23 protein-coding genes are annotated in these 23,152 nt (G+C 38.7%); 7 read left to right on the top strand and 16 right to left on the bottom strand.

Features of this window, described 5'->3' with window-relative positions:
* Window positions 1-115: 115 nt before the first annotated feature.
* From ACL8WY_RS07145 to ACL8WY_RS07120, 6 genes are all read right to left on the bottom strand, one after another.
* A complete protein-coding gene (locus ACL8WY_RS07145) occupies window positions 116-607 on the bottom strand; it encodes an NUMOD4 domain-containing protein (protein ID WP_436517743.1) in 492 nt (163 codons plus the stop codon).
* A 94-nt stretch (window positions 608-701) separates the two neighbouring features.
* Window positions 702-1,151, bottom strand: a complete 450-nt coding sequence (locus tag ACL8WY_RS07140) for a beta-carotene hydroxylase (protein WP_436517742.1) — start codon at window positions 1,149-1,151, stop codon at window positions 702-704.
* A 44-nt stretch (window positions 1,152-1,195) separates the two neighbouring features.
* Complete coding sequence (locus ACL8WY_RS07135) at window positions 1,196-2,038, bottom strand: phytoene/squalene synthase family protein (RefSeq protein ID WP_436517741.1); 843 nt, start codon at window positions 2,036-2,038, stop codon at window positions 1,196-1,198.
* Complete coding sequence (locus ACL8WY_RS07130) at window positions 2,038-3,534, bottom strand: phytoene desaturase family protein (protein ID WP_436517740.1); 1,497 nt, start codon at window positions 3,532-3,534, stop codon at window positions 2,038-2,040. The genes ACL8WY_RS07135 and ACL8WY_RS07130 overlap by 1 nt, the downstream gene beginning before the upstream one ends.
* Entirely contained in the window at window positions 3,524-4,030 is a 507-nt protein-coding gene (locus tag ACL8WY_RS07125; RefSeq protein ID WP_436517739.1) for an RNA polymerase sigma factor, read from the bottom strand. The genes ACL8WY_RS07130 and ACL8WY_RS07125 overlap by 11 nt, the downstream gene beginning before the upstream one ends.
* Before the next feature lie 115 nt (window positions 4,031-4,145).
* On the bottom strand, window positions 4,146-5,036 hold the full coding sequence (locus ACL8WY_RS07120) for a MerR family transcriptional regulator (RefSeq protein ID WP_436517738.1): 891 nt from the start codon (window positions 5,034-5,036) through the stop codon (window positions 4,146-4,148).
* A gap of 90 nt (window positions 5,037-5,126) precedes the next feature.
* Between ACL8WY_RS07120 and ACL8WY_RS07115 the strand changes: the two genes are divergently transcribed.
* Window positions 5,127-5,432, top strand: coding sequence for a DUF4286 family protein (locus tag ACL8WY_RS07115; protein ID WP_436517737.1), 306 nt, complete (start codon window positions 5,127-5,129; stop codon window positions 5,430-5,432).
* On the opposite strand, the gene ACL8WY_RS07110 is transcribed toward ACL8WY_RS07115, so the two are convergent.
* The 3 genes from ACL8WY_RS07110 to serS all read right to left on the bottom strand — a co-directional run bounded on the left by ACL8WY_RS07110 (window position 5,429) and on the right by serS (window position 9,433).
* The gene (locus ACL8WY_RS07110; protein ID WP_436517736.1) at window positions 5,429-5,875 is read right to left on the bottom strand and encodes an N-acetyltransferase family protein; all 447 of its coding nucleotides are present in this window, start codon (window positions 5,873-5,875) and stop codon (window positions 5,429-5,431) included. The genes ACL8WY_RS07115 and ACL8WY_RS07110 overlap by 4 nt on opposite strands.
* Window positions 5,876-5,938: 63 nt before the next feature.
* Window positions 5,939-8,074, bottom strand: coding sequence for a prolyl oligopeptidase family serine peptidase (locus ACL8WY_RS07105; RefSeq protein WP_436517735.1), 2,136 nt, complete (start codon window positions 8,072-8,074; stop codon window positions 5,939-5,941).
* A 75-nt stretch (window positions 8,075-8,149) separates the two neighbouring features.
* Window positions 8,150-9,433, bottom strand: a complete 1,284-nt coding sequence (serS, locus tag ACL8WY_RS07100; RefSeq protein WP_436517734.1) for a serine--tRNA ligase — start codon at window positions 9,431-9,433, stop codon at window positions 8,150-8,152.
* A 241-nt stretch (window positions 9,434-9,674) separates the two neighbouring features.
* On the opposite strand from serS, the gene rho reads away from it, so the two are divergent.
* Together rho and ACL8WY_RS07090 are read left to right on the top strand one after the other, a co-directional pair.
* On the top strand, window positions 9,675-11,258 hold the full coding sequence (gene rho, locus ACL8WY_RS07095; protein ID WP_436517733.1) for a transcription termination factor Rho: 1,584 nt from the start codon (window positions 9,675-9,677) through the stop codon (window positions 11,256-11,258).
* A 106-nt stretch (window positions 11,259-11,364) separates the two neighbouring features.
* The gene (locus ACL8WY_RS07090; RefSeq protein WP_436517732.1) at window positions 11,365-12,426 is read left to right on the top strand and encodes a hypothetical protein; all 1,062 of its coding nucleotides are present in this window, start codon (window positions 11,365-11,367) and stop codon (window positions 12,424-12,426) included.
* Window positions 12,427-12,473: 47 nt separating this feature from the next.
* On the opposite strand, the gene ACL8WY_RS07085 is transcribed toward ACL8WY_RS07090, so the two are convergent.
* The 7 genes from ACL8WY_RS07085 to ACL8WY_RS07055 all read right to left on the bottom strand — a co-directional run bounded on the left by ACL8WY_RS07085 (window position 12,474) and on the right by ACL8WY_RS07055 (window position 19,946).
* Window positions 12,474-13,679, bottom strand: a complete 1,206-nt coding sequence (locus ACL8WY_RS07085) for an NAD(P)-dependent oxidoreductase (protein ID WP_436517731.1) — start codon at window positions 13,677-13,679, stop codon at window positions 12,474-12,476.
* Window positions 13,680-13,733: 54 nt separating this feature from the next.
* On the bottom strand, window positions 13,734-13,919 hold the full coding sequence (locus ACL8WY_RS07080; RefSeq protein WP_436517730.1) for a hypothetical protein: 186 nt from the start codon (window positions 13,917-13,919) through the stop codon (window positions 13,734-13,736).
* A gap of 11 nt (window positions 13,920-13,930) precedes the next feature.
* Complete coding sequence (gltX, locus tag ACL8WY_RS07075; protein WP_436517729.1) at window positions 13,931-15,460, bottom strand: glutamate--tRNA ligase; 1,530 nt, start codon at window positions 15,458-15,460, stop codon at window positions 13,931-13,933.
* A gap of 68 nt (window positions 15,461-15,528) precedes the next feature.
* The gene (locus ACL8WY_RS07070) at window positions 15,529-15,906 is read right to left on the bottom strand and encodes a RidA family protein (protein WP_436517728.1); all 378 of its coding nucleotides are present in this window, start codon (window positions 15,904-15,906) and stop codon (window positions 15,529-15,531) included.
* A gap of 9 nt (window positions 15,907-15,915) precedes the next feature.
* Window positions 15,916-17,754, bottom strand: coding sequence for a glutamine--fructose-6-phosphate transaminase (isomerizing) (gene glmS, locus ACL8WY_RS07065; RefSeq protein ID WP_436517727.1), 1,839 nt, complete (start codon window positions 17,752-17,754; stop codon window positions 15,916-15,918).
* A 10-nt stretch (window positions 17,755-17,764) separates the two neighbouring features.
* Entirely contained in the window at window positions 17,765-19,144 is a 1,380-nt protein-coding gene (locus tag ACL8WY_RS07060; protein WP_436517726.1) for a DUF4270 family protein, read from the bottom strand.
* Window positions 19,137-19,946, bottom strand: a complete 810-nt coding sequence (locus tag ACL8WY_RS07055) for a glycogen/starch synthase (protein ID WP_436517725.1) — start codon at window positions 19,944-19,946, stop codon at window positions 19,137-19,139. Before ACL8WY_RS07055 ends, ACL8WY_RS07060 begins: the two co-directional genes overlap by 8 nt.
* 114 nt (window positions 19,947-20,060) lie before the next feature.
* Here ACL8WY_RS07055 and panC point away from each other — a divergent pair, with 114 nt between their 5' ends.
* From panC to ACL8WY_RS07035, 4 genes are all read left to right on the top strand, one after another.
* Window positions 20,061-20,912, top strand: a complete 852-nt coding sequence (gene panC / locus ACL8WY_RS07050) for a pantoate--beta-alanine ligase (RefSeq protein ID WP_436517724.1) — start codon at window positions 20,061-20,063, stop codon at window positions 20,910-20,912.
* Between the two features lie 6 nt (window positions 20,913-20,918).
* Window positions 20,919-21,269: an aspartate 1-decarboxylase gene (panD, locus tag ACL8WY_RS07045; protein ID WP_436517723.1), complete on the top strand. Its 351-nt coding sequence runs from the start codon at window positions 20,919-20,921 to the stop codon at window positions 21,267-21,269.
* Window positions 21,270-21,276: 7 nt separating this feature from the next.
* The gene (locus ACL8WY_RS07040; protein WP_436517722.1) at window positions 21,277-22,263 is read left to right on the top strand and encodes a lysylphosphatidylglycerol synthase transmembrane domain-containing protein; all 987 of its coding nucleotides are present in this window, start codon (window positions 21,277-21,279) and stop codon (window positions 22,261-22,263) included.
* 96 nt (window positions 22,264-22,359) lie between these two features.
* Entirely contained in the window at window positions 22,360-23,052 is a 693-nt protein-coding gene (locus ACL8WY_RS07035) for a zinc metallopeptidase (RefSeq protein WP_436517721.1), read from the top strand.
* Window positions 23,053-23,152: the final 100 nt, after the last annotated feature.

Below are 23,152 nucleotides of genomic sequence, written 5' to 3'. Positions count from 1 at the left end.
ATCACGTTAGTGATGGGTGAAAAAGTATTGCGTTAAGCGATTTAGGTTAGGTTAGTTAGAGTATTAAAAAAGGGGTTCCAATAGAACCCCTTACTCTTTTGCATTAACTTATTTGCTAAGCTTTTGCCTTGTTCTTCTTTGGTCTGCCCGGAAGAACTGTATCCGGCTTGAAGCCATTCTTGTATCTCTTCTTTCTGGTCTTCCAAACTTTGTAATTGTTCTTGTTACCAACTTCAAACTGCCACTTCATGTGTTCAGATGGAGTCATCCACTCTAGATTTTCAAAGTAGTTGTTTCTTGGGTTATTATCTTTGTGAATAATCATAGATTTTTCACCTCCCTTTCTCTTCACAAAAACTTTCGCTGTTTCTTTATGAGGATATACGGTTCTTCTTTTACCGTTATCATCAATCAAGTCTAAGAAGTAGCATTTACAAATTTTATTCCATCGTTGACGCATAAGCTTTCCACGCAATTTCATGTGTGTCTTGCTCCCTTTGTGCCAAACCTTTCTGCTTTTGCTACGGATTTTGCCTCGGTTGGATATTTCGTAGTTGGAGAATCCGTCAATCGGTCCCCATTCTTCATCCTTTTTTTGATCTGCCATTTAGCTCGCTTTTTTTTGGTTATTAAACAAGCTGATTCCTAATGATTGTCAAATGTAATAATTTTTCGGATTATCAATTGATAATACAAGAACGTTATTTCTCGTATTTTTTTGGTGCGTACAAAAAACCAAAAGCTTCGGCATGTTCTTTCGTGTGTTTTTCATGATGAACATAGTGAGCTTTCATAATACGCTTCATGTACTTACTTTTTGCCTTGAAAGGAATTTTTATTCTCCTGTGTACAATAATGTCGTGGAAAATGAAGTAGAAAATTCCATAGCCAAGAATCCCGATTCCGATATAGAGTAACCACCAGAAGCTAGCATAGTTGTCATAGCCAACATATATGGTGAGGATGGAAGGTATACTGAAGACCAATGCAAAAAGGTCATTCATTTCAAGTGCATGATTGTGCACTTTGTGATGTGATCTGTGCCAACTCCATAAAAATCCATGCATGATATATTTATGAGTAAACCATGCTACCCCTTCCATAAAAAAGAAGGTTCCAACTACTATGAATACATTTATTAATACCGACATGATAAGACTTTATATCTAAATAACACCTGTAAAGGTAGTGTTGTTCACTCTACTATCACATTTAGTTTATGCAGAAGATAGCATTTAATCAAGAGGGTAAACTTCCGAATATTTGGCACTCTTATTCTTTCGGACTTGACTCGCTCAGGTGTTAATTTGGTTATTTTTTTGAACAAAACTGTATAATAAATGTAGGCAAGATATACTCCACCTCGAACTCCTTTAGGTAAGTTCCGTATCCCGACAACAGCCTTTTGAAATTCATCTTTTATGTCATCCTCAATCTGTCTTTTCTCTTCTGTACTGAAACTTTTGAAGTCTACTCCAGGAAAATAAACACGTCCCCTTTCGTCATAATCACTTTTGATGTCCCTCAGAAAATTTACTTTCTGAAAAGCAGATCCCAAGTGTTTTGCTGCAGGCAATAGTTTTTGATATTCCTGTTCGTCTCCGCTACAGAATACTTTCAGGCACATGAGGCCCACTACCTCGGCACTGCCATAAATGTATTTTTTGTAATCTGGATCGGCATAATCAGTTTTACTTAGATCCATTTCCATACTTATCAGGAAAGCCTCTATTAGGTCGTGATCTATTTGATATTCGTTAACTACATGCTGAAAGGAGTGTAGAACCGGATTCAAACTTATTTTTTCTTCTATGGATCTGTAGGTGTCATCCTTAAATCTGTGGAGTAGTTCTTTTTTATTATGATCGTGAAACGTATCAACAATCTCATCAGCATACCTCACAAATCCATAGATCGCATATATGGGTTCATGATAGCTTTTGTGTAGTGTTCGAATACCTAGTGAGAATGAGGTGCTGTAAGTCTTTGTTATAAGTTTACTGCAATCAAATGCGGTCTGAGTATATAATTCTTCCATCAATCATTAAAAATAGGAAAATCTTTGCCGATTTCTTTAGCGATAACTTCTCCAGATATCAGAGAGGGTGGAACTCCTGGCCCTGGGACTGTTAACTGACCGGTATAATACAGGTTTTGTAATTTCTTGTTTTTTAGCGAAGGCTTTAGAATAGCTGTTTGCTTTAATGTGTTGGCCAGTCCGTAGGCGTTTCCTTTGAAGGAATGGTAGTCGTCAATAAATTCTTTGTGTGCGTAACTCCTCTTGGTGATGATGTGATCACGAATGGTTTCGCCGGTGAATAATTCTAATTTATCCATAATCAAATCGAAATAGCGTTCCCGTGTTTCGTCTGTATCTTCAATATCTGGAGCTACAGGAATCAACACAACCAGGTTTTCCTTTCCTTTTGGGGCAACCGTATCATCTGTCTTTGATGTTGCGGAAACGTATAATAATGGTTTGCTTGGCCACTGTGGATGATCATAGATTTCGCTAGCGTGCTGTTTGAAATCCTCATCGAAAAACAATGTATGATGCTCCAGGTTTGGTAACTCTTTATCCACACCGATATAGAATAAAAGGGAGGATGGAGCAAGCACACGCGAATCCCAATATTTTTTACTGTAGTTCTGAAAAGATGATGGCAGAATATGTTGGTCAATGTGATGATAGTCAGCTCCGGCAACTACCTGATTGCATTCATATGTTTCCTCTGAAGTGTTTACTGAAACAATTTTGTTTCCTTGGAAAGAGAAGTTAGTTACCTCTTTACCGCATTTAATATCAACGCCAAGCTCACCGGCTAATCTCACCATACCTTTCACGACTGAGCTCATTCCTCCTTTTGGGTACCATGTGCCTAAGGATAAATCTGCATAGTTCATCAGGCTGTAAAGCGCAGGAGTATTTTCTGCTGTAGCTCCAAGAAAAAGAATCGGGAACTCCATTAGTTGGATTAGCCGTTCATCTTTGAAATGTTTTCTTACGTGCTTGGCGATAGAGGTAAACACGTCCATTTTGAGCAGGCCGAGAAGTAGCTTTATATCAACGAACTCGAGCAATGACCTACTGGGTTTGTAAACCAACTTTTTTACACCAACATCATATTTGTATTTGGCTTGTTTAAGGAATGATCTTAACTTTTGACTACTTCCTGGTTCAATCTCCTCAAACAGATCTTCCAATTCAGCCATACTAGCCGGAATGTCTATCGTATCGTTTTTAAACTTGATTCGATAGGAAGGGTTCAGTCGGTCTAGTTGATAATAGTCGCTTACCTGCTTACCAAACGTGTTGAAGAATTTCTCAAACACGTCAGGCATCCAATACCATGATGGACCCATGTCCCATGTGAACCCTTTGTCACTGTAACTCCTGGCTCTTCCCCCTGGTTGATCATTCTTTTCGAGTAAGGTTACCTGATATCCCATTTTTGCTAAATGGCAGGAACAAGAAAGGCCGGAAAATCCGGCCCCTATCACTACAACTCTACTATGGAAATCTTTAATTGGCATATACTTTTAACCCTCTTTTTAATTCTTTTCTGGCAATGTGAATTCTGTTTTTCACTGTCCCTATTGGAATGCCTAGCTTGTCAGCTATTTCATGGTATTTAAAGCCTCTAAAATAAAGGGTAAAAGGAACTTTATACATGTCTTTAAGACTGTCAATTGCTGCATTGATGTCTTTCATTACAAAATCACCATGTGCTTTGTTTTCTATGACAGAGCTGGATGAATTTATGAAATGATTATTCTCGGTGGTATCGATAAATGTATTTCTTCTCACCATTCGCTGATAATTGGTGATGAATGTATTTCGCATGATCGTGTACATCCATGCTTTTAGGTTTGTACCATCCTGAAATTTATCTCTGTTGGAATAAGCTTTAAATACGGTTTCTTGCAACAGGTCATTAGCATCTTCCCCGTCCTTAGTTAGTTTCAAAGCGTATGGTTTCAATGAACTTGTAAGGTTTTCTATTTTGTATCCGAATTCTAAAGCTGTCATTTTGTTTAACGTTTAGTGTAAAATGTTAAACGAAGATATAAATATTTTGTTTAATAAACCAACATAAAGATTAAACAAAATGAAATTAATTTTTAAAAACCTCTTTATTAAGATCCTATGATACTTTTGAAGAGATTTTTTGAGTGAGGTGAATTAGGTCCTCGAATTGATTTAGTAATCCGACATTAGCCGGAAATTCTAGATCCTGACCTACAACCCGACTCCCAGTGACATAAACCTGGCAGCTTTTGAATTTGCTTCCGAGCCTTTTAATAAACTTCTGAACTTCTTTTGCCTCCGGTGCAGTTGTCAGTGCGGTCAACATATACTGAGGATTCAGCTTGTGATATACTTCTTCCAAGGCATCGAGTGGTACAGTTTGACCAAAAAAGATGGTTTTTGCTCCTTTTGATCTTAGGAGATAATTGGCAAAGAGTAGTCCAAGCTCATGAAGTTCGCCTTCTGGTAAGAACAAAAGAAATAATGGCCCACTCTCATTTGATCCTGCCTGATCAGTTGCTACAATCATTTTTTGTCTGACCAGATGAGATATAAAGTGCTCTTGCGCTGGATTGATGGAATTGGTCATCCATAATATTCCAATTTTGCGCATGAATGGATAAACGATATCCATCATTGCTTTTTCAAAACCTAGCAAGCTGGCACATTCATCCAAAATAATGGTGAATGCATTTTCATCCAGATCAATCATTGCCAGCGTTAACGCACTTATTTGATCTTGATGTGATCGGTCTTCGAAACTAATTTTTTGAACTTCTTCCGAAATCAAATCTTTCGGCATTGCCACAATTTTGCTGATCTTATACCCATGGTCCTTTAAAGTGGCAATGTTGAGGATAAGCTTTAAATCATCATTATTGTAGAAACGAATATTTGTGGCTGTACGCTGCGGTGAAAAAAGGTCATAGCGCTGTTCCCATATACGTATCGTATGGGCTTTTATACCTGACAGGTGCTCAAGATCTTTTATGGAATATACGCTCATCCCCATATTAACAACCTATTAAATTAATTGTTTGAACCCCGCGAGGTTAATTTTTCGTTTCCTTAATTTGCCAAACCTAATAAAGGACGAATGATTTTATATAATGTTACTGTCAATATAGACGACGATGTAGAGCAAGAATGGATCGGGTGGATGAAAGAGACTCACATTCCTGAAGTTATGGACACAGGTTTCTTTACTGATTATCGAATGATGAGGATGCTCTCCGAGGGTCAAGATGATACTGGGTCTACTTATGCAATTCAATATGTCGCTGAAACTCTTGGTCATTTGGAGACTTATCTGAATACAGTAGCTCCAAAAATTCAGAAAAAGTCCATCATTCGATATGGAACTAAAATGGCAGCATTCCGAACCGTATTGGAGGAGGTCTAAAAGTCAATGTTGCAATTGATCCAATTGTCTTCAAAGCTGGTGTTATATTTTTTGTAGAAATTGATGGCTGGCTCATTCCAATCGAGCACCTGCCACATCATGCCCGAACACTTGTTTTCTCTTGCAATCTCAAGCGTAGCATCAAATAATAATTTTCCTGCACCGGACCCTCTTTTAGATTCTGTTACCACAAGATCCTCTAGATAAAGACGCTTACCTTTCCATGTGGAGTATCTGTAATAGTAAATAGATGTTCCTATAATGTTTCCGTGCTCTTCTGCTACAAGAAAGCCAAAAACCGGATGGTTACCGAATCCATCTTCTTCCATTCTGGAGACTGTATTTGCAACCTGATCAAGTGCCTTTTCATATTCAGCCAGTTCTTTGATTAAATCGAGAACAGCAGGGAGATCATTCTTTTCTCCTTTTCTAATCTTTGCCATGTGTATTCTAAATAAAAAACCCTCCCCCGTTACCGAAGGAGGGTTATTTGTCATTGATTAAAGTTACATTTTTTTCTTAGCTAGCTCAGGGATAACGCCCATGTTATACCATGCATACGAGTACATATCTGCGCTCAATTCGATACGCTTTTCTGTAGACATTCCTGCACCGTGACCAGCTTTAGTTTCTATTCTGATCAATAATGGATTTGGGTTATTTTTGTTCATTTCCTGCAATGTCGCAGCATATTTAAATGAATGCGCTGGTACCACTCGATCATCATGATCTGCTGTGGTAACCATTACAGCCGGATAGTTAGCATTCGGATCAATATTGTGTACAGGAGAATACGAATAAAGGTAATTAAACATCTCCTCAGAATCTTCTGAAGTGCCATAATCTGCGGACCAGGCTCTTCCTATGGTGAAATTTTGATATCTCAACATGTCCATCACACCGACCATTGGGAATGCAACTTTGGCCAGATCAGGTCGCATGTTAATTGTAGCTCCAACCAGGAGGCCTCCATTTGATCCGCCTTGTAGAGCGAGGTAATCAGATGAGGTATAACCTTCATTTATTAGGTATTCGCCAGCAGCTATAAAGTCTTCAAATACATTGATCTTTTGCAGTTTGGTTCCGGCTTTATGCCACTCCTCGCCATACTCACCACCACCTCGAATATTTGGCATGGCAAACACACCACCGTTTTCTAACCACACAAGTCGTGAGGTACTGAAAGATGGCCTTAAACTGATGTTGAATCCGCCGTAGGAGTAGAGCCATGTTGGATTCTTACCATTTAATTCTATTCCTTTTTTGTGTACGATGAACATTGGAACTTTCGTACCATCCTTACTAGTGTAGAAAATCTGCTTGGTCTCATACTCATCTGGATTGAAATCAAGCTCTGGTCTTCTGTGAAGTACTGATTCTCCAGAAGCAATGTCATACTTATATACAGAGGCTGGCACAGTGAATGAAGTAAATGTGTAGAAAAACTCCTGAGCATCTGAAGCACCTCCAAAGCCACCTGCTGTGCCGATACCAGGTAGTTCCACGTCTCGGATTAGTTTGCCTTTGTAATCATATTGTTTGATAGCCGTCTTCGCATCAATTAAATAAGATGTGAAGATGTTTCCGCCGGCTGTCCCGGCGTTCATCACATTTTCAGTTTCCGAAATCATATCTACCCAATTATCAGGAGATGGATTTTTGTAGTCCACACGCACAATCCGATTGTTGGGTGCATTCAAATTGGTATGGATTATTAAATCATCACCATCGTTATCAACGATGTAGTGATCATTATCAAAGCCGGTTACGATGGGATTGAAATCACTACCTGGGTTAGAAAGATCTTTTACATACAATTCATTTCCGCTGGTTCCTGTATAGGAATAAATAAATAAGAATCGCTCATCTTCGCTAACGCCAGCTCCAAATCTATTTTCTGGATTGTCAGGATTGGAATAAACTAATTCGTCTTCAGATTGATCTGTGCCTACTTTGTGGTAGTAAACTTTTCCAAATTGATTTGCTGCTGATAATTCATCACCTTCTTTAGGTTCATCAAAGCGTTGATAGTAAAAACCATCTTTGTACCAGCTCATGCCTGAAAATTTGATCCACTTAATTTCATCATCAAGTAGTTCCTTACTCTCGGTATCCATAATGAAGGCAGTTCTCCAGTCTGATCCTCCTTCAGAGATATTGTAAGCTGTATACTTATAGTCATCTGAAAAACTTAATCCTCCAAGTGCTGTGGTTCCATCATCCGAAAACGAATTTGGGTCAAGGAATACTTGAGGTTCTTCATCAAAGTTTTGTGCTCGATATAGAATCGACTGATTTTGAAGCCCATCATTTTTGTAGAAATAATAGTAATCTCCTCGTTTAAAAGGCGCACTTACTTTTTCATAATCCTCAAGAGCCGTCAAGCGTCCTTTCACTTCATCTCTGAAGTCTATATTACTTAAGTAGGAATTCGTAACCTGATTTTGAGACTGCACCCATTCTGCAGTTTCATCGGAGGTGTCATCCTCAAGCCAGCGATAAGGGTCTGGCACTTCTTTACCGAAATACACATCAACGGTATCAACTTTTTTTGTATCAGGATAATTTAGGTTTTCTGCACGTTCTTGTGGCTGACAAGCCCAAAGAAGCGGTATGGCTAGCAGAAAGGTCAGTTTTTTCATAGCTATTCAATTTTTGTGGACGATGAAGATAACCATCGAATAAGGAAATAGCTAAAAACTTTACATTAGAGGTCTTTAGCTCTTTCGAATCTCCTTAAATCCAAGGTATGGATGCAGAATCTCAGGCATTTTAATGTGATCTCCAGCTTGATTGTTTTCAAGCACTGCTGCTATAATCCTTGGTAATGCCAACGCACTACCATTCAATGTGTGGGCTAGTTCTTTTTTGCCTTCGCTATTCTTGATTCTAAGTTTTAGCCTGTTAGCCTGAAATGTTTCAAAGTTGGAAACCGAGCTTACTTCCAGCCATTTTTCCTGTGCTGCTGAATAAACCTCAAAGTCATACGTAATCACAGAAGTAAATCCCAGGTCGCCGGCACAGAGTCTTAGAATCCGGTATGGCAGGCCAAGTGATTTTATCAATTCTTCCACATGTGCCACCATTTGATCCAAAACTTCATATGATTTTGATGGTTCGACTACCTGCACAATCTCCACCTTATCAAATTGATGTAATCTGTTTAAGCCTCGCACATGAGAACCCCAAGATCCTGCCTCTCTTCTAAAACAAGGTGTGTGGCCTGAATGCTTTATCGGGAGTTGATCTTCTTTAAGGATTACATCTCGGTACATATTGGTAATTGGAACTTCCGCAGTAGGAATTAGATATAGATTGTTTGCTTCCAAATGGTACATCTGTCCTTCCTTATCAGGTAATTGACCTGTGCCAAGTCCGGAGGCCTCATTAATCACCACAGGAGGTTGCACTTCTTCATACCCTGCTTCGGTAGCTTTGTCAAGGAAGTAGTTGATCATTCCTCGTACTAGTCTGGCTCCTTGTTTTTTGTAAAATGGAAAGCCAGCTCCGGTAACCTTATTACCAGTTTCGAAATCTACAATATCATACTCTTCTATCAGGTCCCAATGTGGTTTTTTATTATCTCCAAGATTGGGGATGTTACCATCCGCAACTTTAATGATTTCATTGTCTTCATCAGTTTTGCCTGGAGGAACAGAATCGTGAGGAATGTTGGGAATGTTGTAAAGGTGCCTTGAAAGTGAAACCTCAACGTTTCCAAGCTCCTCACCAAGTGATTTACTTTTTTGCTTTAGCTCAGAAGATTTGTTTTTAGCAGCTTCAGCTTCGTCTTTTTTCCCTTGTTGGAAGAACTGACCTATTTCTTTAGCTAGCTTATTTGATTCATGGAGGATTTCATCCAATTCACCTTGCATCTTCTTTCTTTGTTCATCCAATGTTAGTACATCCTTTAAAAGATTTTCAGCACCTTTCAGTCCTCTTTTTTCAAGACCTTTCACACATCGATCAAACTCTTTTTCTATGGTAGAAACCTGTAACATGAATCTCAATTTTTATCAGGACGCAAAGAAAAATGATTTTGCAATGAAAATGTGTCTTAAATCATATTTAGTAAAATATTAGTAGCTATTTGTGAAATAGTGGGGGATGGTCTATCATTGCGAAGCAATCCACGAAAAACTCATCCGGGTTTTTCAGCTTTAACAAAAGCAAATAAGCGATTACCACGAATTCTTCGGAATCATTTTAACAAAATATTGAAACCCACTTTTATACACAGTTATGTACACACTAGATGATCTTAGTGTAATGCTGCTATCCGAATTGAAGGAGATAGCAGAGAAACTAGGAATTAAGAACCACAAGAAACTTGCAAAACAGGACCTTATCTATGCTATCCTGGACCAGCAAGCGAGCATGCCTGAAGGCGAAATCAAAAAAATCAAGAATGAAGCAATCGGCGGAGCCCCTGCTCCTGCTGAAGAGCCAAAAGAGAAATCTGACAAAAAACCTCCGAGAGCGAAAAAAGATGCTCCAAAGAAGGAAAAGTCTCCAGAAAATAAGAAAGAGGACAAAAAAGAACATCCTGATAAAAAACGAAGCGACGATAATAAGCAGGAAGACAAGCCAGAAAAGAAAGAAGGAGACAACAAAGAGCGTCAGGAAAGAGACAGCCAACGTGCAGAGCGTGAAGCTGAGCGTCAGGAAAAGCGAAGAAAAAAAGAAGCTTATAACGAAGAAATCAAAGAATTTGACGGTGTGATTGAGAACGAAGGCGTTCTTGAAATCATGCAGGATGGTTACGGATTCCTTCGTTCAAGCGATTATCATTACCTCGCTAGTCCAGATGATATTTATGTTTCTCCATCACAGATCAAACTTTTTGGTCTTAAAACAGGAGACACCGTAAAGGGTCAAATTCGACCACCAAAAGATGGAGAAAAGTATTTTGCTCTTCTTAAGGTAGAAACCGTAAACGGTAAGACAACAGAGGAAGTGAGGGATCGAGTTGCATTCGAATACTTAACTCCACTTTTCCCACAAGAAAAATTGAACCTTAGCACAAAGCCTGACAATTATTCAACTCGAATACTTGACCTATTCTCTCCAATAGGAAAAGGCCAGAGGGGTATGATTGTGGCACAACCAAAGACAGGTAAGACTGTTTTGCTTAAGAATGTCGCTAATGCAATTGCTGAGAATCACCCTGAGTGTTATTTGATGGTATTGCTTATTGATGAGCGTCCTGAGGAGGTAACGGATATGGCGAGATCGGTAAAAGGTGAAGTTGTTGCTTCAACCTTTGATGAGCAAGCTGACAAACACGTGAAAGTATCCAATATGGTGTTGGAAAAGGCCAAAAGAATGGTCGAATGTGGTCATGATGTGGTTATTCTTTTAGACTCAATCACACGATTGGCAAGAGCGCACAACACGGTAGTTCCTTCTTCTGGTAAGATCCTTTCTGGTGGTGTGGATGCAAATGCACTTCACAAACCAAAAAGATTCTTTGGAGCAGCAAGAAATGTAGAGAATGGAGGATCATTGACAATCATTGCTACCGCGTTGATTGAGACTGGTTCAAAAATGGACGAAGTAATTTTTGAAGAATTCAAGGGTACTGGTAACATGGAGCTTCAATTGGATAGAAAACTTTCTAATAAGCGAGTTTATCCTGCGATTGATGTGCCTGCATCTGGTACACGTAGAGAAGATCTGTTGATGGATCCTGAAGAGCTGAAGCGTGTGTGGATTCTACGCAAGTTTATGTCTGACATGAATAGCAATGAAGCGATGGAGTTCCTGCTGAGCAAAATGAAAGGTACCGCCAACAACGATGAGTTTTTGGTGAGTATGAATGGATAACATTCACGTAACAAATTATTGAAAGCCAGACTTAGGGGTCTGGCTTTTTTTTTATGCCATTGAGATAATGCGACTAAAGACTAAAAAAGTTAAAATCTCAATTGGAATGAAAAAGTTGTTTTTTGCTTCCGTACTTGTAATTTTTGTTTTGACCGGATGTACGAATGATGACGAGCAATCTGTTGATCTAACTACAGAGGAAGGTCAAGAATTATTGGATGGTTCTGCTACATCTCTTACCAATGATATAATATCATTGGTTGAATCTGAGGGTGTAAGTGAACTATCTCACGTGGTAGTTCTGCTCAATGAATACTCCTTGCTTAACGGAAGGATAAGCCAGAAAAACTGGACTAAGGAGCGATTAAAGGTGATCTATCAATATTTTGTTGAGGGTCCAACTACTCGAGTGGGGAATAGTAGCCCAACAACTTTTGAAGAAATTAAAGGGCTCTATACATGGAATTTTGATCTTCAGGATTTCGATGTAGAAGAATCAGAATTTTTCATAGTCAAGTTTCCAACAGAAGAATCTAATTCTAATAATGCTGAATTTGGGATTACTAATCTTGATTTTCAGACCATTACCGAAGTATGGGAAGACATTGTTGACGAGTATGAAGTTCCTACGGTAATAAATGGGTATCTGAAAGTGAATAATGCTACCATTGTTGAGCTTTCGTATGATGTAAAATGGGCCGGTAATGGCACACCTGAAGTTGCTGATGTAACCCTTCTAATTGATCCATTCCGCTTCGTCCTAAACTTTAGAGATACTTTCACGAAATCTACGAGTCTTCTCTCATCAATTTCCATTAATGAGGATCTGATCACAAGCATTGACGTGGATGTTTCCTATGAAACTGAAAGTAAAGAAGATCCATACCTTATTGAAGGAAATGTTCAATATAGAGGGCTAAAAATAGAAGGGAATGTAGATGCAAGGGAGATCGGATTGGAGGGCGATCCAAATGATTTTATCAATCTGGCTCTTTATTCTAACAATTTGAAAATTGGAGATATTGTATTCGTCTTGGAGGAGGATAGTGATGGTTTTCAGGATTACATTCCTTACGTACAATATTCAGATGGTACTAAGGAAAATCTGGAAGATATATTAGCTCCTGTTTTTGAAGAAATTGAAGCGATCTTTATAGAATTTGAATAAAACAAGTAAATATTAAAAAGCCTTCCTGAATTTCAGGAAGGCTTTTTTTATTTTCCGTCTACATATTCATGTAAGTAATTGTACCTTTCAGTGAGTGCGCCATCTTGAGTAATAGTTGCTCTTTGGATAATGCCTTTTTCATCTGTTCCCAGCAAATGAGGAATAACATTAGTGACCAGTTCACTTCCAAAGCTCTGCGACGCATCTCTCGGCAATTCGCAAGGCAGGTTATCAACAGCCATCACGGTTATGTTTCCTTCATCCGTTAGTGCCTGTTCCACCTCATCATCACTTGGATTGTAGTCGTAAATAGGGTCATCTATGGTGCTTGGTTTTTTAGTAGATGGTATGGATCCTTCAATGTCACATGTGATATCAGCAATAATTCGAATATCAAAATCGTCGCGAATGATATCTTCACGATGAAAGAGAACAGGAGCTGCCGGATCCCAAAATGCACAAGCAATGAGTATATCTGTTACTTTGGCATACTTAAGGAAATCACCTTCATAGAGTTCTGGATTAGCATAAAATTCATTTCGATGAAATTCCCCACCATCTTTTCGTTTGTTGTAGTCTCTAGAGTTTAGCTGTGTGAAGACTGGTTCTTCGAAGCGTTTTGTGAGGAATTCATGTGGCGTTACTTGGCTGATTCCGGCACCAAGTAAAACTTCCATTGCACCTTTGGTTACTCTACCTCCGCCAGTCAAGGCAATTTTAATATTTGGCAGGTCAATTTTCTCAAATTCCTTTTTTAAATCTTCATAATCAAAGCATTCGTTTGCTCTTCTCAGATTAAAAAGATTATACCGCTTTCCATAAGTCCAAAGCCCGTTGTAGGCACCCACGATCCCAGCCCATCTTCCAAAGGCAATGATTCGATTACCGCTTTCATTTGTCAACGTTTCCCAATCAATCAATCTGATTTTCTTTTCAAGAATCGACCTGAGTAAGTCACGATTATAATCTTGTTTTTTAATCGTATGAGAAAAGAAGAAATGAGTTTTATTGGGAATTAGCTTATCAATTGGTACTTCTTTGACGCCAAGAATGATGTCGCAATCGTCTACAGAATCAACTATAGAAAGACCCGCATTTCTGTAGTCATCGTCCGAGAAGCATCGAATGTCACTAGACTGAACAACTACTTCGACATCAAAATTTTCTTTAATGTACTTTGCTTGCTGAGGAGTTACGGGAACCCTTCGGTCAATAGGAATTTTACCCTCTTTTATTATGCCGATTTTTGTCATTTCGCCTTATTTATGCATGCGAAAATAGTCAATCGACTCTGAGGTTGGAATATGCTACGAATCTTTCTTTAGATCGTCTATATCCTCTCTGTCCTTTAGCTTTTTGTCTTCAACATTTTTGTTAAGAAACTTATTAAGCTCATCAATGGGCATACTGGATGAAATTTCTCCGAAAGAATCAACTTTCAGCTCAAGCCCATCTAAATCTTTATGTACTCTGGCTTTTTCTTTCTTGCTCATAATTAATCGCTTTAGTTATTTAACGTATTAATTGACGATTTGATTCGATCCGCGGCGTTTTGAGGTCCGAGTATTTCAATAATAGTCATAAGATCAGGCCCAGATCCTTCTCCAGTCAATGCTACTCTCAAGGTTTGCATAAACTGACCAGGCTTAAAACCAGCATCTTCCAAAGTCTCCCAGAAAAGCAATTTTGCCGATTCGGCATCCAACCTTTCATGTTTTTGTAGCTTATCGACAAAAAGCATAAGTGCCTTTGGAGTTTCATCATTCCATTTTTTTCGAATGGTTTTTTCATCAAATGATGTTGGTGCTTGAAAGATAACTCTTCCGTCCTCCACAAATTCATTTGGAAATGTGACGCGCTCTTTGAGTAAATCGATGATCTGAATTGCTGTTTTTTCAGGACAATCAATGTCGAGTTTTTCTTTGAAATCTCGGACGAGTTTTTCTACGAAGAGACTGGAGTCTGTGGATTTAATGTATTGCTGGTTAAACCACTTTGCTTTTTCGTAATCGAATTTTGTCCCAGCCTTATTGATTCGCTTGTCAGAAAATTCATTCACAAGTTCATCGAGGGAGAACATTTCTTGCTCTGTCCCTGGATTCCAACCTAAGAATACAAGAAAATTAATAAGAGCTTCTGGTAGAAATCCGAGTTCCTTAAATCCCTGAGATTCTTCATTGGTCTCAGGATCATTCCAGCTTAAGGGGAAAATCGGGAACCCAGCTTTGTCGGCAGCTCTTTTACTGAGCTTACCATTTCCGTCTGGTTTCAATATAAGAGGCAGGTGGGCAAATTGAGGCATTTCGTCTTCCCATCCTAAAAATCGATATAAAAGTACATGGAGCGGGGCTGAAGGCAACCATTCCTCACCTCTAATCACATGAGTGATTTTCATCAGGTGATCGTCCACAATGTTGGCCAAATGATAGGTCGGCATGCCATCAGACTTCATTAGCACTTTATCATCCATAACTTCAGTATGCACCATGACCCAACCACGAATCATGTCCTTAAGCCGAACTTCTTCTTTCTTTGGAATTTTGATTCGAATGACATAAGGCTCACCATTGTCAATTCTTCGCTTCACCTCTTCCTCCGAAAGCGTGAGCGAGTTTTTCATTGTAGTTCTCGTAATGGTATCGTACTGAGGGTTGACTACTCTGGATTCTTTTAACCGTTCGCGCATTGCATCTAGCTCCTCTGGAGTGTCAAAGGCATAATATGCATTCCCATCTGCAACCAGTTTGTCTGCATATTGGCGATAGATATCTTTTCTTTCAGATTGCTTGTAGGGACCAAAATCACCACCCTGATCAGGTCCTTCATCGGGAGAAATACCACACCATTCTAGTGTGTCTTTGATGTATTGCTCTGCTCCCTCAACAAATCGAGTTTGATCAGTATCTTCTATTCTAAGTATAAACTTACCATTGTTCTTTTTTGCAAAAAGATAATTGAACAGGGCTGTTCGGACGCCTCCAATATGAAGGCCGCCAGTAGGGCTTGGAGCGAATCTTACTCTTACGTTTTCCATCTATGCATTTGATTGGAGCGCAAAAATAAGGATCAGAGAATGGAAAGCTAAGTAATACTAAGCTATTATTAGAAAGTAGCTATACAGGAAATTTCAACATTCACACTCTTTGGTAGACCGTTCACCTCTACGGTCTCTCTCGCTGGCGGATTTTCTGTGAAATACTTACCATAAACAGCATTAATTCTAGCAAAATCATCCATCTTGGCCACAAATATTGAGCATTTCACTACGCTTCCGAATGACAGTCCTGCTTCCTCCAAAACAAAACCTAGATTTTTCATAACCTGCTCAGTCTCCTCTTCAATAGAGCCTTCAATCATTTTATTATTTTCGCGATCTATTGGAATCTGGCCAGATACATAAAGTGTATTTCCAGATTTTATAGCTTGAGAATAAGGTCCTATGGGTGCAGGCGCCTTTGATGAGTTGATAATTTCTTTCATTGCATCAAGTTATTCTACAGTGACTGATTTCGCCAAATTTCTAGGCTGATCCACATTTGCTCCCCTCATTACGGCTATATGATAACTAAGCAATTGTAATGGGATTACCGAAACTAACGGCATCAATGATTCGTGTGTTGCAGGGACCTCAATTGTAAAGTCAGCCATGGTTGGAATTAAGGAATCTCCCTCAGTTACAATTGCAATTACGATTCCCTTACGAGCCTTCACTTCCTGGATATTAGAAACAATTTTATCATAGCTACTATCTCTGGTGGCAATTACTACCACAGGCATATTTTCATCAATCAATGCAATGGGACCATGTTTCATTTCAGCAGCAGGGTACCCTTCAGCATGTATGTAAGATATTTCTTTGAGTTTCAGTGCTCCTTCCAACGCTACCGGAAAGTTGTAACCTCTTCCTAGATACAGGAAGTTTTTAGCATTTTTGAACATGTCTGAAATGTGTTCAATTTTTTCATTAGAGTCCAGTGCCTGTTTTACCTTATTTGGAATAAAGCTAAGTTCTGTTAAACGCTCTCTGTATTTATTGGCTGCAATGGTACCTTTATTGAATGCGGCTTTTAGGGCAATCATGTAGAGAACTGTAAGCTGTGCTGTAAATGCTTTAGTGGACGCGACTCCAATTTCTGGCCCTGCATGAAGGTATGCCCCTTCATGCGACACCCTGGAAATGGAGGAACCAACTGTATTAACAACACCTAGCACAATTGCACCTTTGCTCTTGGCTAGTTCAATTGCAGCAAGGGTATCTGCGGTTTCTCCAGATTGAGAAATGGCGATAACTACATCTCCTTCCTTTATGACTGGATTTCGATATCTAAACTCAGATGCGTACTCTACTTCGACAGGTATTCTGCATAGATCTTCGAATACATACTCAGCTACCAATCCCGCATGCCATGATGTCCCACATGCTATGATTATGATACGCTCAGCATTTTCTAAAGCTTTTGCATGATTTCTAATTCCTCCTAGAACGAGTTCACCTTTCTCCGCATTCAAACGTCCTCTCATACAATCTGCTATGGAAATGGGTTGCTCAAATATTTCCTTATGCATGAAATGTTCATGCCCTCCTTTTTCGATAGCTTCAAGCTCAAGTTCTAAAGTCTGTATATATGGAGTTTGTGGTAAATCTTTCGAGTCTTTAATGATGTACTCATTATTCTCAATAACTACAATTTCTTCATCATTTAGGTAGACTACTTCATTGGTATATTCAATAATTGGAGTCGCGTCTGACGCGAGAAAAAATTCATTTTTGCCAAGCCCAAGCACCAAAGGACTGCCTTTTCTTGCAGCGACTAACTTATTTGGAGTCTCTCGAGATATTATGGCTATAGCATATGCACCTACGACTTTTGAAAGAGCTACTCTCAAGGCATCTTCAAGTGAGAGGTTTTCATTCTTTTTAATGTCCTCAATGAAGTTGACAAAAACTTCAGTATCCGTTTGACTTTCGAATGTATACCCCTTGTTAATTAAGTCCTTTTTAATTGGACCATAGTTTTCTATAATGCCATTATGAATCATTGCAATTTCGCCACTATTTGAGACATGAGGATGGGCGTTTATATCATTTGGCTCACCATGAGTCGCCCACCTAGTATGACCAATGCCTATACTGCTATCGAAATGTTTTTTGCCTATCAGATCTTCGAGATCACGAACTTTTCCTTTTTTTTTGAAAATAGAAATTTCACTACCATCCAACAACGCGATGCCTGTGCTGTCGTAACCTCTATATTCTAAACGTTTAAGTCCATTTATAAGAATGGGGTAGCAGGGTTTATTACCCAAATAGCCAACAATGCCACACATGTGAATTTCTTTATCGTTCTACTTCTGTATAATAAAGTCTCAATTTAATTCCGTCATTTTTAAAAATCGAGCGTTGCAGAATAACATCGGCAGTACTTATAGTGACGAATTCGTCAATTGAGAGGATCTCACCCCCAATTGGATTTTGATATACTAAACCGGTACTGTCTTTGGATTGTTGATATAATTGTTGATAAAACAAAGTAGCAGAAAGTAATAATCTATCTTCATCCTCATTAAACCCTGAAGTTGCAGGATCTGACTGGAGTGTCAAATATCCATTATCAGCCATAACAATATTACCATATGGGTTATTGGCTGTAGCTGGTCCGAAAATTCTTCCATCAGCTCTGCGGAAGAAGTTCATGAATCTTGGTAGCGTCTCTCTAAAATCTTCTTCCTCAAACTCAAACGATACGGTGGCGCTGTTGATCAGGATATTTCGATTTTCATCAAAAAATTCCTTTACACCAGCTATTGAAAGTGAGGTGGTTACTCCAGCCAGCGGATCGATAATTGTCTTACCATCTGAAAGATCAAAATCTTGATACTCTTCTATTGATGCAATAGGTGAGCTAGATCTATCTCGATTCAGGTATGTATAATGTTTACCAATGAGTCTAAAATAGGTTAGATAGGTTGTGTCTTTAGAATCTGGTGAAACCGGAGACATATACATTACAATTCTGGACGTATCACTAGCAAGATCTATTGATGAAATACTTTCTGAAGATGATCCCGGAATAAATCCTAAAGATTTAAATAATGTAGTTGAAACTGTTTGATCTGGATCTCCTGTGATGCTACTTATATTGTCAAAGAACGATTGTGCGTATGTATCATCTAACTTGAAAGACAAAATTGTATCTACTGCATTATTAATAGTTCCGCTATAAGTACCTGCTAGGGATGCCGTCGTTTGCTGAAGACTTGAAAGATAAATAGCGCTACTCACCAAACTATCCTGAAGCTCATACATTGAAAACTCCTGAGTGGTATTTCCTTGTTTTGGAATATTTGAATTCGTTTCAAGCACAACAATTATTGAATCCAATTGCAGCGTATCTGTAAAAGTTTGGTCATCGGTATCTACTTGTCTAGGTAAAGGACCTCTTTCATAGAAATATTGGAAATAACCCTCAGCAGAAATGTCACCAGTTAATGGGTCTGTATAATTACCAATAAGTATTCGCGTTTCTCCGTCTGTCCGCAAACTATCGATGTAGGTATTAGTCGCCGGAAGTGTAAATTCTTGAAATTTCACACTTGCGTCCGTGCCTAAATCATACTGAACTCCAATATCTTCGCTTGTATCACAGCCGAAAAAAACCGGGATCAACATAATTAATCCCGGTCTTATCATTTTCTTAAATGAGAATTTCTTAGCCAATAAGTTCATTATATAAGTTGTAGTAAGACTCCTCAAAATTTTCATCTTTCTCAATAGTATCCGTTTTCTTATCTCCTAAGTCAGCAATTAGCTTCTTAAAGCTTTCAGTATTCTCTTCCTTAGCATTGATTACAGCATCTGCATATTGCATGCCAAGCTTAACAAATCCATCATAATCTGCCGTTTTTAATGGATCAAGCATTTGATCGTCAATATCAATCATTTTCACTTTTTCTAACAGGTCTTCACCGAATTTATGTTGGAAACGATTGTTATAAATTGTGAAAATCGTCTTAGAGTCCTTGTAGATAGGATCATTCTTATAAGTGGTTTTGGTGTAAAGAGGGATCAAGCTTGTCATCCAATCATTACAGTGAATAATATCAGGGGACCAGCCAAGTTTCTTTACAGTTTCTAAAACTCCCTTGCAGAAAAAGATTGCTCGTTCATCATTATCTTCAAAGAAATTATCTTCCTTATCGAAGAATACAGACTTTCTGTAAAAGTAGTCTTCGTTATCTATGAAATAGACCTGAAGTTTTGCATTTGGGATTGAGGCAACTTTAATTACCAAAGGTTTTTCTTCATCGCCTACTGCAATGTTTATTCCTGAAAGTCTTACAACTTCATGCAATCGATTCTTTCTTTCGTTTATAAGTCCAAATCTTGGTACTAAAATCCTGATTTCCATTCCCCTTTCTTGCATTGCCTGGGGAAGCCTTCTCACAAATTCCGCTACTTCTGTGGTTTTGAGAAATGGATTAATCTCGCTTGCCACATAGAGGATTCTAATGTTTTCCATAAGTGCTTTTGATTAAATTCTTGACGGGACCTTTTAAAATGAGCACAAATTTACCATTTTTTTGATTTATTATCAACGCTTTCAATAAGTTAGCCAATTAAATAATCGCTTGCTATGCACATTATTGGCGCCTTAGACGCCCTCTCCGAATCAATTCTGAGCTTTGTTAAAAATGGTGAAACAATAGGTTTTGTACCTACCATGGGTGCTCTACATGAAGGTCACATGGCCTTGGTTAAGGAGTCAATAAAGCAAAATGACGTTACTGTAGTCAGCATCTTTGTCAATCCTCTTCAATTCAACAACTCTCAAGATTTAGAGAAATATCCACGTGCATTGGAAGAGGACATTGAATTGCTCGCTAAATATGAAGTTAATGTGGTTTTCACCCCTTCTGTAGAGGAATTTTATGCGAGTGAGCCTTTAATATCTATCAATTTTGGAACGCTGGACAAAGTATTAGAAGGGGAGTACAGGTCTGGACATTTTGAGGGTGTAGGTGTAGTTGTAAGCAGGCTTTTACATTTAGTGCGTCCTGATAACGCCTACTTTGGGTTGAAGGATTTGCAACAGTTTATTCTTATTCGTAGGATGTGTTCCGATCTCGGTTTTCCATGTAATGTTGTTGGTGTAGATACAGTTAGAGAATCCTCAGGATTGGCTATGTCTTCACGTAATAGGCTTCTCACAGAAAAGGGGAGAGGGGATGCATCAGTGATTTACACAGGGTTGAGGCTTTTAAGAGATGGAATTGTAGGTGGTAAACCAATAAAAACCATGATTGAGAAAACTCAAAGCCTATATGATGAAGTGGGAAATTTTGAATTGGAGTATATAGAGGCGATAAATCCACATGATTTTTCAAAAGTGGATAAATATGAAGATTTAGACGAACTTGCGATATGTGTTGCTGGTTATGTAGAAGGCGTAAGATTAATTGATAATCTATATTTGCGCCTCAAATAAAAGGGCATGTACATAGAAGTACTAAAATCGAAGATTCACAGAGTTAAAATTACCGAGGCAGAACTGCATTATGTAGGTTCTATTACCATTGATGAGGATTTAATGGAAGCCGCCAATTTGGTTGAAAATGAGAAAGTTCAAATTGTAAACATCAACAATGGTGAACGCTTGGAGACTTACGTAATTAAGGGAGTTAGGGGATCAGGTCAAATTTGTCTGAATGGACCGGCTGCCAGGAAAGCCCAGATAGGTGATATCGTAATTATCATTTCATATTGCTCAATTGATGCTTCAGATGCAGGGTCGCATGAGCCGATTGTTGTCTTTCCCGACGAAAAAAATCGACTCGGGTCTTAAAAAATCAATGCCAAAATCATTAATTAAATTTCTGAAATTTCTGATCAGTATTGGCTTAGCAGCAGTTCTATTATATCTGGTGTTTAAGAATGTTGAGTGGAATGAATTTTGGGAGCGAGCTAAATCCGTCGATTACACCTGGGTGATCGTATCAATTCTACTTTCCATCGTTGCATACGTTGCTCGAGCTTATCGCTGGAATATTCTTTTGGAACCCTTAGGCTACGAATTGAAAACCTCGAGAACAACCCTAGCTGTTATCATTGGATATTTGGCGAACTTGGCTCTTCCCAGACTTGGTGAGATTACAAGGTGTGGCGTGTTGAACAGGAATGATAAAGTGGCAGTACCTGCAGCACTTGGCAGTGTTGTTACCGAACGTCTAATTGACGTAATAAGCTTGTTTGTATTGATACTCATTAGCTTGTTTATTGAGTCAGAGCGTCTAATTGTTTTTCTTATAACAGCATATAAAGACTTAAGTATTCCTTCATATGTCTTGATTATTACTGCTGTTGTTGGAATCTTAGGAGTTGCGCTGTTGATTTTTTTTATACGAAAGCAAGACCGTCTGAAAGGAAAGTTTGCCAAGCTTTTCAAAGAATTTATTTCTGGATTTTTGTCACTCAGGCAAATAAAAAAACCTTTAGGATTTATTGTGTCGACAGTGATTCTATGGGTTGTTTACTTCCTAATGTCATACATTATCGTCTTTTCCTTACCGGAGACTGCTCACCTTGGAATTGGAGCGGGGCTAATGTTACTTATTACTGGAGGTATTGCACTATCTATTCCTGTTCAAAGTGGATTTGGAACCTATCATGGAATGATAGCAAGTATGTTGGTACTTTATTCGATTGACGAAACTACAGGTATCTTCTTAGCAACGTTACTGCACACATCACAGATTGTTGCAGTGGCGATTTTTGGAGCAGTGGCAGTTATCATCTCTTTTCTGATCCGAATGGAAAGTGCACGTGAAACGACAAAATGACAGGTTAAATATTTGGCCTGAAATTAGCAGAACATGTTATAGAATTAGACGTATTCCTCATCTAGGGATAAGTTGTTGCGAAATAAAGAAATAGAAATGATAATAGTAATAATTGTTGTGTTCATGATTGCGAGTTGGGCAGTTAGTTCACGATTGAAAAGCAAGTTTAAAAAATACTCTCAGGTATCACTGGGTTCAGGTCTCTCGGGTAGAGAGATTGCAGAGTTGATGTTAAGAGATAATGGGATTTATGATGTGACAGTCACTTCCGTTCAAGGTAGACTCACAGATCATTACAACCCTGCGAATAAGACAGTGAACTTAAGTCCGGACGTTTATAATGGAAGGTCTGCTGCGGCCGCTGCTGTTGCCGCACACGAATGTGGTCATGCGGTGCAGCATTCAAAGGCTTATAAATGGCTGGAGTTTAGATCGGCTATGGTTCCAGTGCAAAATATCAGTGCGCGAGTGATGAATATAGTATTCATGGCCATGATCTTTGGTGCATTTGCACTCCCTGGCATCATCAATCCACAGCTAGCCTTGATGGTTATCATAGCGTGTTATAGTGTTTTTACATTGTTTGCCTTTGTAACACTTCCGGTAGAGTATGATGCTAGTAATCGCGCCCTTGCCTGGATCAAGGACAGAAACATTGTGGATGACAAAGAGCATGCCATGGCTAAAGATGCTTTGAATACTGCGGCATCTACTTATTTGGTCGCGGCACTTGGAGCACTTGCCACGTTACTTTATTACGTAATGATTTTTCTGGGAAGCAGAGATTAAGGTCGACTTAAGAATTTAAATAAAAGCCCCAAACAATGGGGCTTTTTTATTGGTTGATAGTCTGCATGCATAACAATGAATATATTTGCGGCCATTCAAT

The organism is Ekhidna algicida, from assembly GCF_051379705.1.
Lineage (GTDB): Bacteria > Bacteroidota > Bacteroidia > Cytophagales > Cyclobacteriaceae > Ekhidna.
This window is presented reverse-complemented; position numbering and strand designations above follow the sequence as displayed.